The sequence below is a fragment of the Micromonospora sp. NPDC047793 genome (assembly GCF_040642635.1).
Classification (GTDB): domain Bacteria; phylum Actinomycetota; class Actinomycetes; order Mycobacteriales; family Micromonosporaceae; genus Micromonospora.
The window spans coordinates 47943-60453 of the sequence record NZ_JBEYSG010000022.1 but is presented as its reverse complement, the minus strand read 5'-3'; the positions used below and the strand labels follow the sequence as shown (position 1 = coordinate 60453).

The 12511-nt window shown below is 72.2% G+C and carries 12 protein-coding genes; 1 reads left to right on the top strand and 11 read right to left on the bottom strand.

Annotated elements, in window-relative coordinates; all coding sequences use genetic code 11:
* Positions 1–217 precede the first annotated feature (217 nt).
* Positions 218–1312 carry a glycosyltransferase gene (locus ABZ738_RS29130; protein ID WP_357218419.1) on the bottom strand — a complete coding sequence of 365 codons (1095 nt, stop codon included), beginning with the start codon at positions 1310–1312 and terminating at the stop codon, positions 218–220.
* 142 nt (positions 1313–1454) lie between these two features.
* Here ABZ738_RS29130 and ABZ738_RS29125 point away from each other — a divergent pair, with 142 nt between their 5' ends.
* Complete coding sequence (locus ABZ738_RS29125; RefSeq protein WP_357218416.1) at positions 1455–1907, top strand: hypothetical protein; 453 nt, start codon at positions 1455–1457, stop codon at positions 1905–1907.
* Here the strand turns inward: ABZ738_RS29125 and ABZ738_RS29120 are convergent.
* The 10 genes from ABZ738_RS29120 to ABZ738_RS29075 are packed head-to-tail and all read right to left on the bottom strand — an operon-like array spanning position 1859 to position 12489.
* A complete protein-coding gene (locus ABZ738_RS29120) occupies positions 1859–2989 on the bottom strand; it encodes a crosslink repair DNA glycosylase YcaQ family protein (protein ID WP_357218413.1) in 1131 nt (376 codons plus the stop codon). The two genes, ABZ738_RS29125 and ABZ738_RS29120, sit on opposite strands and share 49 nt — an antisense overlap.
* 9 nt (positions 2990–2998) lie before the next feature.
* A complete protein-coding gene (locus ABZ738_RS29115; protein WP_131051976.1) occupies positions 2999–3832 on the bottom strand; it encodes an SMP-30/gluconolactonase/LRE family protein in 834 nt (277 codons plus the stop codon).
* Positions 3832–4647 (bottom strand): SDR family oxidoreductase, encoded by an 816-nt coding sequence (locus ABZ738_RS29110; RefSeq protein ID WP_131051977.1) that lies wholly within the window; start codon positions 4645–4647, stop codon positions 3832–3834. The genes ABZ738_RS29115 and ABZ738_RS29110 overlap by 1 nt, the downstream gene beginning before the upstream one ends.
* On the bottom strand, positions 4644–5645 hold the full coding sequence (locus tag ABZ738_RS29105; protein WP_357218408.1) for an oligopeptide/dipeptide ABC transporter ATP-binding protein: 1002 nt from the start codon (positions 5643–5645) through the stop codon (positions 4644–4646). The genes ABZ738_RS29110 and ABZ738_RS29105 overlap by 4 nt, the downstream gene beginning before the upstream one ends.
* Positions 5638–6630 (bottom strand): ABC transporter ATP-binding protein, encoded by a 993-nt coding sequence (locus tag ABZ738_RS29100; RefSeq protein ID WP_357218405.1) that lies wholly within the window; start codon positions 6628–6630, stop codon positions 5638–5640. Before ABZ738_RS29100 ends, ABZ738_RS29105 begins: the two co-directional genes overlap by 8 nt.
* 39 nt (positions 6631–6669) lie before the next feature.
* Positions 6670–8187 (bottom strand): ABC transporter substrate-binding protein, encoded by a 1518-nt coding sequence (locus ABZ738_RS29095; RefSeq protein ID WP_161594912.1) that lies wholly within the window; start codon positions 8185–8187, stop codon positions 6670–6672.
* A 41-nt stretch (positions 8188–8228) separates the two neighbouring features.
* On the bottom strand, positions 8229–9107 hold the full coding sequence (locus ABZ738_RS29090) for an ABC transporter permease (RefSeq protein WP_131051981.1): 879 nt from the start codon (positions 9105–9107) through the stop codon (positions 8229–8231).
* Positions 9107–10030: a nickel ABC transporter permease gene (gene nikB / locus ABZ738_RS29085; RefSeq protein WP_131051982.1), complete on the bottom strand. Its 924-nt coding sequence runs from the start codon at positions 10028–10030 to the stop codon at positions 9107–9109. Before nikB ends, ABZ738_RS29090 begins: the two co-directional genes overlap by 1 nt.
* A 36-nt stretch (positions 10031–10066) precedes the next feature.
* On the bottom strand, positions 10067–11503 hold the full coding sequence (locus tag ABZ738_RS29080) for an aldehyde dehydrogenase family protein (RefSeq protein WP_357218399.1): 1437 nt from the start codon (positions 11501–11503) through the stop codon (positions 10067–10069).
* Entirely contained in the window at positions 11500–12489 is a 990-nt protein-coding gene (locus ABZ738_RS29075) for a Gfo/Idh/MocA family oxidoreductase (RefSeq protein ID WP_161595071.1), read from the bottom strand. Before ABZ738_RS29075 ends, ABZ738_RS29080 begins: the two co-directional genes overlap by 4 nt.
* Positions 12490–12511 lie beyond the last annotated feature (22 nt).

The following is a 12511-nucleotide window of genomic DNA, read 5'->3' as shown; positions in this document are numbered from 1 at the left end:
AACGGTGAAGGGATGCGATGGCGGGCCGCCCGCCTCGTCGGGGTGCCGGGGGTACGCCACGGTGGCCTCCCGTTGTCGGCCGGTGTGCTGGACGGTGGTCGGCGGCCCGCTCGCTGTCTCCCCTGCCGCCCGGGCCGGCTACGTCGAACCCACGCGACAGTCCATAACAGATTGTGAGCCGTCAGCGGACCCGAATCCATAGACGGTCCGGGATCTGTCAGCCACCGGCGACCTCTTCCAGCACGGGGACCACTGCGGTCGGCGCGGGCATTGCGGCGATCTCCGCCGCGACCTGCTGTGCGGCGACGCGCAGTGCCTCGTCGGTCAGCAGCCGGGTCAGGTCGGCCGCGCTGATCACCTTCGCCTCGACGGCCAGGCCGGCACCGCGCCGGGCCAGCAGGTCGGCGTTGTATCTGCGATCGCCCGCTCCGGGGGTGGTCAGTTGCGGTACGCCCGCAGCCAGGCCGCCGAGCACGCTGCCCGCGCCGGAGTGGTGGACGAAGCCCGCCGCCGTCGGCAGCACCCGGTCGAGGGGTACGCGGTCGGCTGTCCGCACGTTGGGCGGCAGGTGGCGCGTGCTCACCGGGCGTACAAGCACGAACTCGGCGTCGACCTGTGCGGCCACCCTGACGATCGCTGGGCCGGGGTCACCGTCGTTCGGGCCTTTCAGGGTGCTGCGGCTGACCAGGATGCGGGGCCGGTCGCCGGAGGTGAGCAGCCAGTCCGGAACCGGACCACCGCCCGAGAAGGGAACCGGCCGCATCATGACCACCTTCCCGGTCGGGGCGTCGCGGAGGCTCGGCGGCGTGACGGCGATGGTCAGATCGGGGCCGGGGATCTCCTGCTTGGCCAGCGCCGTACTGGTGGTCACCGCCCGAAACAGGTCGGTGGCCGACCAGAGGGTGTTCTCCTGAAGCACCGACGGGATGGAGAGTCGTCCGGCCACGATGGCACCGGCCTCGCCCAGCGGCTCGTAGACGATCAGGTCAGGGCGTTCCCGCTCGGCCAGGGCCAACAGCGGGTCGACCAGTGCCACGTTGGCACGACCGAAGAGTTCGCCGACCATGGCGTGGCCGGCCGTGCCGCGCAGCTCGGCGCGAGCGATGCCCGGATGGCGCAGCGCGACCCGGATCGCGCTTCGCGGCAGGCTGAAGGAGGCTCCGATGTCGGCCGTGCGCAGGCCGCGGAGATCGGGTGGGAAGCCCCCACTCGCCACGATCACGTCGTGGCCGGCGTCGCGACAGGCCGCCGCGAGCGGGATCAGTGGCAGGACGTGGCCCTGCAGTGGCGCGGCGACGAACACGATGCGCATGAGCCGCAGCATAGAAGCTGCCGCACCGGCCCGACGTCGACCTCGTCGTCCGGTCGCTTCGGCGATCGTGTCGCACCCTGAGGCCATCATGTGGCCGGGGTGACCGCTGCGGCTCACCCGTGGACGCGAGAGGACCCGCCGGATGGACGCCGGACCACCGAGCCGCCTGGCCATCGACCATGACGACTACCACGCCGAGCACGTGGGGCACACCGGCGACGGCCGGCAGTTCTTCCTCACCACTCCGTTCGAGCCGGGCACCCACGGCAACGACGACGGCCAGGAGTTCGTCGCCCTCTATCTCTTCGACGGCGACGGGCGGTTCCTGGAGGCGAGGATCGACGCCTTCGGCCCGAGGGCGCTGATGGACCGCGAGGCGCGGCGGGCGGCGTACGAGGCACGGTTGGCCGCGCTCGGCCCGGTCACCTTCGGCCGCATCGAGGTCGCGCCCTTCTCGGTCGACCGGTACGGCACCACCTTCGGGCTGATCCCCCGCGCGCCGGAGCAGGACGACGACACCTGGTGGGTCATCGTCGAGCCGGGCGACTACATGGCGTTCAGCCCGCCGTGGGATCTCGGCGAGTACGACACCTGAGACATGTCGACGGTGAGTCCGAGCCACGCGGCGAGGCTCTCGATCTCGGCGTGGACGTCGGCGGTCATCGCGGCGGTGAAGGGGACGTCCTCGTGGACGGCGTTGACCACGAGTCGGCCGCTCTTGCGGTCGGCGGTCGCGTCCAGCTTGCCGACGAGCCGGTCGTGATGGAGGACGGGCAGGGCGAAGTAGCCCCACCGGCGCTTCTCCCTGGGCTTGTACATCTCCAGGATGTACTCGAAGTCGAAGAGCTGCTCGGTGCGTACCCGGTCGTGGATCAGCCGGTCGAAGGGGGAGAGCAACGCCGTGCGGCCCTCGAACGGCAGCCCGACGTACGCCGGGTGGACCCGCCAGGTGCCGGGTACGCCCTCGACGACGGCCTCCTCTCCCACGTCACCGACGTACGGCGACTCACCCGGGATCTGCGGGCCGGTGGACCGGGCGATGCCGAGGGCCGCGAGTCGGCGCTCGTTGCGGAGCCGGACCGCGTGATCGTGATCGAGTTCGGGCAGCTCGACGGCGTAGACCCGGGCGGGGAGATCCCAGTAGCGCTGCCGTCCCTTCCGACCGGAGATCGCGATGTGTCCGTGCAGCGCCAGGGATTCGAGCATCTTCGTCACGTTGCGGTTGTTGGTCCACCCCGACGACGGCCACGGCACGACGCTGGTGTCGGGGATGTCCCGGGACAGCAGCGGGCCCGACTCCGCCAGCAACGCCAGGATGTCGCGGCGGAACGGCTCGTTGCCGTGCAGCCACTCCCCGATGGTCGGGTGCATCTCGGCACCGCGTGTCTCGGCGATCACGGCGGGCAGGTCGCGGGGCGAGCGGATGTAGGCGACCGTCTCCACGAGGGTCCGATCGGTCTCGACGGCCCGGATCAGGTCGGCAGGGTCGTAGGTGGAGCCGATCCGGCTCCACAGCACCAGGTCCGCACTCGGCGCGACGGCCGCCGTCGGGTCGATCTGGAGGAACGTCAGGCGCTCGACGACCGCCACCAGATCGGTCGGGCGCGGTGCCGCGAGCAGTTGCGCGTGCACCGCGATCCGCCGTGCCTCACCTCTGCTCAACCGGTGCACGACCACGTGCCGACCCTACTCGGCCGACACCCCGCTCGGCGCGAGGTCGACGGCGGTGATGGTGTCGCCGAACAGCGAGGGCACCAGCAGCCGGGTGCCGTGCACCGCCGCATGGGACGGCATCCGCAGCAGGTCGGGTGCCTCGATCAGGGTGTCGACTCGGCCGTCGGGCGTGATCCGGACGACCCGGGAGCCCCGGGTGACGGCCAGGTAGCAGGTCCCGTCGGGGGCGACGGTGAGCCCGTCCGGCCCGGCGGACAGCGCACCGCCGGTGGCGACCGTCCGGCGGCCGGAGAGCCGGCCGGGGCCCGTCACGTCGAAGGCGAGCAGGGTGTCGTCCCGGGTCAGGGAGACGTACAGGGTGCCGCCGTCGGGGCTGATCCCGATGCCGTTGGGATAGACCAGGTCGGCGGCGGCGACCCGGCACGTGTCGCTCTCCCCCGGTGCGGCGTAGCAGACCGAGCCGGTCGGTTCGCCGGCCGTGGCGGTGCCGGAGTCGGTGAACCAGACACCTCCGGCGGCATCGACGACGCAGCCGTTCGGGCGGAGCAGCCGCCGGCCGTCGGCGGTGCCGATGCGGGCGGTGACCGTGCCGTCGGAGGAGATCCGGACCAGTTCCGCGCGGGCCACGTCGCACCCGACGAGGCCGTCCTCGGCGCGGGCGAGCCCGAGGATGCGTCCGCCGGTGTCGGTGAACCGCTGCGCGGTGCCGTCGTCGGGGTCGATCCGCACTATCGGGCCACGCCCCTGCGGGCTGCCGAGGGCGAGTCCGGCGTAGAGGTGTCCGTCCGCGCCGACGCAGACCGTCTCCGGGTGCGGCAGCATCCGGGCCAGCGTGGAGATCCGCATCAGGCGTCCCCGCCGGACGGTTCTAGAGTTGCGGCGACCCCGGGTTCCTCCACCGGGCTGTACGCCTGAACGCTAAGGCCACCGTCGACCGGCAGCACCACCCCGGTGATGTAGCCGGACTCCGGACCGGCGAGGAAGCCCACCGCGTCGGCGACCTCCGCGAGGGTGCCCGCGCGACCGAGGGGGACGAGGCCGGCGCGCCGGGCGACCTCCTCCGGGCCGGCGTCGTCCCAACCCGGGGTACGCACCATCGCCGGGGCGACCGCGTTGACCCGGATGCCGCGTCCGGCCAGGTCCAGCGCCAGAGCGCGGGTCATCGCCTCCAGGCCGCCCTTGCTGGCCACGTACGCGGCGTTGCCCCGGAACGCCCGGGACCCGCCGATCGAGGAGAGCTGCACGACGGCGGGCGCGTCACCGGCGGTGAGCAGGGGCAACGTGGCCTGGACCAGGGCGAGTGGAGCGACGAGGTTCACCTCCAGCACGGTGCGCAGGTGCGCGGCCGTCTCCCGGCCCACCGGCGCCCGGGGCGGACCGACCGCGGCGTTGTTGACCAGCACGTCGAGTCCACCCCAGTCGGCGCGGAGCCGCTCGACGGCGGCCTCGACGGCCGCCGCGTCGGTCACGTCGGCGGTCAGCCAGGTCGGCCCGTCCGTGGTCGGGGACTCGGCGACCGGTGCTCCGGGCCCCGCAGCAACCGCCGGCTCCGGCTGCCGCCGGTCCAGAGCGGCGACCCGCCAGCCCCGGGCCAGGAAGGCGGCGACCAGGGCGGTGCCGATCGCCCCGGCGGCACCGGTGACCAGGACGCGTCTGCTCATCGGGAGACCGCCGGAGCGGACACGACCGGGCAGGCCCACTGGTGTCGCTCCCCCACCAGCGGCGGCCGGTGCTCGGCGCACTCCGGTCGGGCCAGCCAGCAGCGGGTGCGGAACGGACAACCGGAGGGCGGGTCCGCCGGGGAGGGCAGGTCCCCGGAGAGCACGATCGGCTCCGGACCCTGCTGCCGCCACGGGAACGGGTCGGGCGCGGCGGAGAGCAGCGCCTGAGTGTACGGGTGGGTCGGCGACTCGAAGACCTCCCGCGTCGGGCCCTGCTCGACGACGGTGCCGAGGTACATCACCGCGACCTGGTCGCTGACGTGGCGCACCACGTGCAGGTCGTGCGAGATGAACAGGTAGGAGAGTCCCATCTCGGCGCGCAGGTCGGCGAGGAGGTTGAGGATCTGCGCCTGGATCGACACGTCCAGCGCGGAGACCGGCTCGTCGCAGATGATCAGGGCGGGCCGCATGGACAGCGCCCGGGCGATCCCGATGCGCTGCCGCTGCCCGCCGGAGAACTGGTGCGGGTACCGGTCGGCGTGCGCGGCGGTCAGCCCCACCTGCTCCAGCAACCGGACGACCTCGTCGGCCTGGTCGCGGCGCGGTACCAGATCACGGTGGATCAACCAGCCCTCGCGGAGGATCTCCCGGACGGTGAGCCGGGGATTCAACGAGGCGTACGGGTCCTGGAAGACGTACTGCACCCGGCGGGTGAGCTGGCGCCGTTCGGCCGCGCTGAGAAGGCTCAGGTCCCGGCCGTCGAAGCGGATGGTGCCAGCGGTGGCGCGTTCCAGACCGATCAGGGCGCGGGCGGTGGAGGTCTTCCCGCAGCCCGACTCACCGACCAGCGCCAGGGTCTCGCCGGCCCCGATCCGGAAGGAGACGCCGTCGACGGCGCGGACGTGACCGACCGTGCGACGCAGCACGCTGGACCGGATCGGATAGTGCACCCGGAGGTCCTCGACCTCCAGCAGGGCGGGCGCGGTGGGGTCAGGCATCGTCGCGTACCTCCTCGGAACGGTGGCAGGCCGCGGCGCGTCCCGGGCCGTAGACGGTGGGCAGCACCTCCAGCGTGGGCCGCTGCTGCGTGCACAGGTCGACCCGCCACGCGCACCGGGGGTGGAACGGACAGCCGGGCGGCAGGGCCTCCGGCGACGGCGGCGTACCCGGGATCGGGGTGAGTCGTGCGGTGGGCGCGGTGAGCGTCGGCACCGACTGGAGCAGGCTGCGGGTGTACGGGTGGGCCGGGTTCTCGTACACCTGGCGCAGCGGGCCGGTCTCGACGATGCGCCCGGCGTACATGACCGCGATGCGGCTGGCGTGCGCGGCCACCACGCCGAGGTCGTGACTGATCAGGATGAGTGCCATCCGGTAGTCGCGTTGCAGCTCGGACAGCAGTTGCAGGATCTGCGCCTGGACGGTGACGTCGAGCGCGGTGGTCGGCTCGTCGGCGATGATCAGGCGCGGGCGCAGCGCGATCGCGATGGCGATCATGATGCGTTGCCGCATCCCGCCGGAGAGCTGGTGCGGGTAGTCGTCGATCCGGCGCGCCGGGTCGGGGATGCCGACCCGGCGCATCAGATCGAGCGCCTCCGCACGGGCCTTGGCCTTGGACAGGCCCCGGTGCACCCGCAGCGTCTCACCGATCTGCCGACCGATCGGGTGCACCGGGTTGAGCGAGGAGAGCGGATCCTGGAAGACCATGCTGATCTCGCCACCGCGTACGGCGCGCATCCGCCGTGCCGAGGCCGTGGTCAGCTCCGTACCGTCGAAGGTGATCCGGCCTGCGGCGATCCGGCCGGCGGGCCGGGGCAGCAGGCCGAGGATGGCCTGCGCGGTGACGCTCTTGCCGCTGCCGGACTCGCCCAGCAGGGCGAGGGTCTCCCCCTCGGCGACGTCCAGGCTGACCCCGTCCAGAGCCCGCACCGGTCCCACCCGGGAGTCGAACTCGACGACGACGTCGTGCAGGGACAGCAGGGACATCAGGTCCTCCTCGTCGGCCGGTGCACCCGGCCGGTGCGGTCAGTTCAGCGAGACACCACGGAAGTCGGGCACGTTGGTCGGCGGCGGACCGAAGCCGCTGACCCGGTCACGCCAGGCGGCCGAGGCGGTGAGTTCGAACGGCCAGGCGCCGGGTGCGTCGGCCCAGAGGATCTCCTGTGCCCGCTGGAGCTTGCGTTGCCGCTCCTGCGGGTCCAGTTCCGCGGAGGCGTCGGCGATGACCCGGTCGTACTCCTCGTTGCAGTAGCCGAGTCGCTTGGCGGCGCAGGTGTAGAGCCGGCCGAGCACGAACTCCGCGTCCTGGGTGACCACGACGCCGTCCTGGATGTTCATGTCCCAGTCGAGCGCCAGCAGGTCGTCGAGCCACTGCCCGGCTTCCTTCTCCTGCATCTCCACGTTCACGCCGACCTCCTTCCAGGCGCTGAGGATCGACTGGACCAGCGGGCGGATGTTGGCGCAGCAGTTCGCGCTCCACTGGATGCTGGTGCTGAAGCCGTTCGGGTAGCCCGCCTCCGCCAGCAGTTGCCGGGCCCGCTGCGGGTCGTAGGTGTAGCCGGGCAACTGCGCCGCGCCGAACACCGGCTGCGGCACCGGCGCCTTGGCCAGGACGGCGCTCTCGCCGAACAGGTTCTCCTGGATGGAGGAGAAGTCGACCGCGTGCCACAACGCCTGCCGGACCTTGGGGTCGTCCAACGGCTTGCGGGCGTTGTTCAGCCAGATCACATAGAACGTGGCGCTCGGTCCGCTCTCCACGGTGACCTGGTCGAATCCGCGTACCTGGCTGAGCTGGTCCGGCGGCAACGCGTACGTCACGTCGATCTCGCCGGTGCGCAGCGCGGTGAGCCGGGCGGCGTCCTCGGAGATCTCCTGGAACTCCAGCCGCTCGTACTTGGGCGCGCCGTCCCAGTAGGACTCGTTGGCCACCATGTGGGCCCGCTCGCCGGAGCGGAAGTCCTCCAGCTTGAACGCGCCGGTGCCGACCGGGCGGCTCTCGATCTCGCCCGACTCGATCTGGGCCTTGCTGCCGATGTACGCCATCGAGAGATTGGTCAGCAGCGAGCCGGTGGCCCGGCTGGTGATGATCTCGACGGTCTGCTCGTCGGGGGCCTTGACCTCCTCGATGGTGGCGAACAGCGGTGCCAGGGCGGTGCTCGCCGCGAAGAGCCGGTCCAGCGACGCCTTGACGTCGGCGCTGGTCAGCGGCGACCCGTCGTGGAAGGTCACGCCCTGACGCAGGGTGAACCGGGTGGTGGTGTCGTTGACGTTCTCCCAGCTCTCGGCCAGTCGGCCGGTGATCTCGCCGTCCGAGGAGGCGACCAGCGGGTCGAACAGGTGCAGGGCCAGGGTCAGGGTGCTGCGGTCGGAGATGGCGGTGCCGTGCGGGTCGACCGAGAGCATCCGGATCGGCATCCCGACCCGCAGGGTCTGGTCCTGGTCGCCGTCACCGGAACCACCGCCGCAGGCGGCCCCGGCACCGACGACGGTCATCGCGAGCAGGCCGGCCACCAGGGACCGACGTGCTCTGCTTGTCCATGTCATTGTCTCCTCCATCGTTCGCTCGTGAAGGGTCGGCCGCGACCTCACCGGTGCTTCAGGTGTGGATCGAGCCGGTCGCGGAGTTCGTCGCCAACCACCCCGCAGGCGACGACGAGCAGGGAGAGCGCGATACCGGGCAGGGTGGAGATCCACCACGCGTCGGCCACGTAGCCGCGGCCGTTGGCGATGGTCAACCCCCAACTCGGGGTCGCGGTCGGAGTGCCGAGCCCGAGGAAGCTCAGGGCGGCCTCGGTGATGATCACCATGCCGAGTTCGACGGTGGCGACCACCAGCAGTGGCGCGGCACAGGCGGGCAGGATGCACCGCCAGATCAGGAAGAGCGGTCGAGCGCCGAGCACCCGGCTGGCGTCGACGTACTCGCGGTTGCGGACGGCCATGGTCTGGGCTCTGGCCACCCGGGCGAAGATCACCCAGATGGTCACCGCCAGCACCGCGATGACGTTGACCAGGCTGGGCCCGAGCAGGGCCGCGATGAGGATGGCCAACAGGATGGAGGGGAAGGCGAGCTGGATGTCGGCCAGCCGCATGAGCAGGCCGTCCACCCATCCGCCGACGAAGCCGGCGACGATGCCGACCGCGGTGCCGAACAGGCCCGAGATCAGCAGGGTCGCCACCCCCACCAGCAGGGAGACCTGGGCGCCGATGAGGATCTGGCTGAGCATGCCGCGTCCGACGTCGTCGGTGCCGAACCAGGCCCGGGAACCGTCGGAGAGCACGGCGCCCGGTGGTTGCAGCCGGTCGGCGAGGTTGGTCTCGGTGACGTCGAACGGCACCAGCAGCGGGCCGAGCGTGCCGGCCAGCACGGCCAGGCCGATGACGCCCAGACAGGACCAGAACAACAGGGCCGGTGGGCGACGCCGGGACCGGGTCCGCAGCGCCGTGGTCGAGGTTGCGTCAGCCATCAGTTCACCACCCGCACGCGAGGATCGATGTACGCGTAGAGCAGGTCCACGACCAGGTTCACCAGGACGAACGCGGTGGTGACGAAGGCGATGGCGGCCTGGATCACGGTGTAGTCCCGGTTACCGATCGCGTCCACGAGCAGCCGTCCCAGGCCGGGCCAGGAGAAGACCTCCTCGACCACGACCGTGCCGCCCAGCAGCGCGCCGAGTTGGAGCCCGGCGACGGTGACCACCGGGATCAACATGTTGCGCAGCGCGTGGCGGAAGAGCACCACGCTCTCCCGCAGGCCCTTGGATCGGGCGGTCTGGATGTAGCCCTCGCCGAGGACCTCCAACAGCCCGGACCGGATCAGCCGGACCAGGATGCTGGTGAAGGGGAGTGCCAGCGTGACCGCCGGCAGGATCAGGTGTTGCGGCGTGCTGTTGCCGGCGCTGGGCAGCCATCCGAGCTGCCGGGCGAAAATCAGCAGCAGGATGATGCCGACCCAGAAGCTGGGCAGCGACTGGCCGATCAGCGACAGCACCGAGATCGCCCGGTCGGCGAGACCACGCGGACGCAGCGCCGCGGCGATGCCGAGCAGGAAGCTGGCCACCAGTGCGATGCAGATCGCGGTGAGGGCCAGGGTGACGGTGGCGGGCAGTCGCTCGATGACCATCTCGAAGGCGTCCCGGTTGTGCCGGAAGGACTGTCCGAAGTCGAGCTGGGTCACCCGGCCGAGGAAGCTGGCGTACTGGATCACGACGTTGCGTTCCAGGCCGAGTTCCCGGCGGGCGTCGGCGACCTCCTCGGCGGTGGCGTCGGGGCCGAGGATGACGCTGACCGGGTCACCGGGCACCAGCCGGACCACCGCGAAGACCAGGGTGAGCGCGCCCCACAGGATGACCAGGGCGAGCAGGAGTCTCCGGACCGTGTAGTTGATCAAAGGGTCACCACCTTCCGGTTCTGCCGCTGGGCGGGGTCACGGGCGGGACAGGGAGAGGGTCTGCTGCTGGCAGACGGCGCGGACGACGGCGGGGACACCCACCCGGCCGGTCCCGGAGTCCTTGCCCTCCCATCCGCCGAAGGGCAGGTGCAGCTCCCAGTAGGTGGAGCGGTCGTTGACGACGACGCTGCCGAACTCCAGGTCGTCGAGGGCGTCCAGGGCCCGGCCCAGGTCAGCGGTGAACACGGCGGTGGAGAGCCCGTACCCGCTCCGGTTGGCCTCGGCGACCAGCTCCGACGCGGGCAGCGGGACGATCGGGGCGACCGGCGCGAAGGACTCCTGCCGGCTCAGTGCCGCGTCCACCGCGACGTCGCCGACCACGGTGGCCGGCAGGTACTGCCCGGTGGGGAAGCCGGACAGGTGCCGGCCGCCGGTGAGCACCCGGGCGCCGGCGCCGGCCGCCGCGCCGACCTGTTCCTCGAAGCGGGTGGCCAGCGCGGGCAGGTGGACCGGCCCGAGCACGGTGGTCGGGGCGTACGGGTCGCCGGTCGGGTAGTCACCGGCACGGGCGGCGACCGCCTCGGCCAGCGGACCGGCGATCCGCGCGTCGGCCAGCACCCGGCCACCGGCGCTGCAGATCTGGCCCGACGCGGTGAAGCAGGACACGGCGATCGCGTCGGCGGCGTGCGCCAGGTCGGCGTCGGCGAAGACGATGATCGGGCCGTTGCCGCCCAGTTCGAGCAGGAGCCGTTTACCGGCGGCCCGCCGGCCCACCGCCGTGCCGGTGGCGGTGCTGCCGGTCAACCCGACCCCCACCACGCGCGGGTGACCCACCAGGTACTCGGCAACGGCGGTGTCGTCCGTGGCGACCAGGGTCACCTGCCCCTCGGGCAGGCCCGCCTCGACCATGCACCGCAGCACCAGGTCGGCCGAGGCCACCGTGGTCGGTGCCGGTTTCCAGACGGCGGCGTTGCCGGTGGCCACCAGCGGTCCGAGGTACTCGACCGGGATGTTCACCGGGAAGTTCCAGGGGGTGATCACGGCCCACACCCCGGTCGGCCGCCAGCGGGTGGTCACCAGCTTGTCGGTGGCGGCGACCGGCGGCGTACGCCCGGCCAACCGGATCGCCTCCTCGCCGGCCAGCCGGAAGCCCTCGGCGGCCTTGTCCACCTCGGCCAGCGTGCCCTGATAGGTGCGGCCGGTCTCGGCGGTGACCAGGGCGGCGATCTCCTCGCGCCGGGCGATCAGCCGGTCGGCGACGGCCAGGCAGCGGTCGCGGCGCGCGTACGGGCTGCTGCGCCGGTCGGCGACGACCGCCGCCGACGCCGCCCGGACGGCCTCGTCCACCGTGTCCGGCCCGGCGCGGTGCACCTCGGCCACGACCTCGCCGTCGACCGGGCTGCGCACCCGGTAGCGCGCGGCGGCCGGGTCGGTGTACCGGCCACCGAGCCAGGATCGGACGTCGGCGGTCACCGGGCGTCTCCGGCACCGACCGGCGCGCCGTCGGCGGCCAGCGAGGCGTGGATCATCTCGACCACCCGGACGGCGGCGAGGCCCTCCTCACCGGGCACCGGCGCGGGTGCGCCCTCGGCAGCCGCCCGGACGAACTCCTCCACCTCGGTACGGATGTTGGACACGCCGGTGGCGGCGCGGCTGGGCCAGTTGCGGGTGTCGCCGTTGACCGCGCCGTCGGAGGTGGCGTGCAGCAGGTCGACGTGGCCAAGGTCGATCTCGACGGAGCCGTGCTCACCGACCACCCGCAGCCCGGCCAACGCCCGGTTGGGTCGCCCGTCGGGCAGCGTCCAGTTGTTCTCCATCGAGCCGATGACGTCACCGTCGTAGCGGACGGTCGCGTAGACGGCGTCGGCGTGGGCGGAGAGCACGGCCCGGCCGAGGGCGGACACCCGGACCGCGGTCAGTCCGGTGACGAAGCGGACCAGGTCGGCGTCGTGGATGCCGAGGAACCACGCCACGCTGGTGCGTTCCGAGGGGCGTACGGCCACCGTGCGGGTGGTGTCGCGCCAGACGTCGACGTGCCACAGGGGACCGAGCTCACCGGAGCGGACCAGCTCGCGGGCGCGGACCACGCGGGGGTCGAAGCGCAGGATGTGACCGACCGAGAGGGCATGCGGGTCGGGTCGGGCGTCGAGGATCTTCTGCGCGTCCGCCGAGCTGGTGGCCAGCGGCTTCTCGACCAGCACCCGTACCCCGGCCCGCAGGAACGGGATGGTGGTCTGCGGGTGCAGGTGGTCCGGGGTGCAGACGCTGACCACGTCGACCCGGTCGAGCAGCTCCTCGACGTCGCGGTGCACGGGTACGCCGAACCGGTCGCGGAGCGGCTGTTCCGCAGCGGGATCGGGCTCGACCAGACCGACCAGGTCGACCCCCGGGTGCTGGTGGTAGATCCCGGCGTGGAGCTGACCCATCCAGCCCATCCCCACGACTGCCGCTCTCAACATCGTCTCTCCGTCTCTCGCGGTT

Excerpts from the sequence above, each read along its gene's own strand:
- ABZ738_RS29125 (WP_357218416.1), top strand. The coding sequence starts at position 1,455 with ATGGACGCCGGACCACCGAGCCGCCTGGCCATCGACCATGACGACTAC.
- ABZ738_RS29110 (WP_131051977.1), bottom strand. The coding sequence starts at position 4,647 with ATGAGCAGACGCGTCCTGGTCACCGGTGCCGCCGGGGCGATCGGCACC.
- ABZ738_RS29095 (WP_161594912.1), bottom strand. The coding sequence starts at position 8,187 with ATGACATGGACAAGCAGAGCACGTCGGTCCCTGGTGGCCGGCCTGCTC.
- ABZ738_RS29090 (WP_131051981.1), bottom strand. The coding sequence starts at position 9,107 with ATGGCTGACGCAACCTCGACCACGGCGCTGCGGACCCGGTCCCGGCGT.
- ABZ738_RS29105 (WP_357218408.1), bottom strand. The coding sequence starts at position 5,645 with ATGCCTGACCCCACCGCGCCCGCCCTGCTGGAGGTCGAGGACCTCCGG.
- ABZ738_RS29130 (WP_357218419.1), bottom strand. The coding sequence starts at position 1,312 with ATGCGCATCGTGTTCGTCGCCGCGCCACTGCAGGGCCACGTCCTGCCA.
- ABZ738_RS29115 (WP_131051976.1), bottom strand. The coding sequence starts at position 3,832 with ATGCGGATCTCCACGCTGGCCCGGATGCTGCCGCACCCGGAGACGGTC.
- ABZ738_RS29075 (WP_161595071.1), bottom strand. The coding sequence starts at position 12,489 with ATGTTGAGAGCGGCAGTCGTGGGGATGGGCTGGATGGGTCAGCTCCAC.
- ABZ738_RS29100 (WP_357218405.1), bottom strand. The coding sequence starts at position 6,630 with ATGTCCCTGCTGTCCCTGCACGACGTCGTCGTCGAGTTCGACTCCCGG.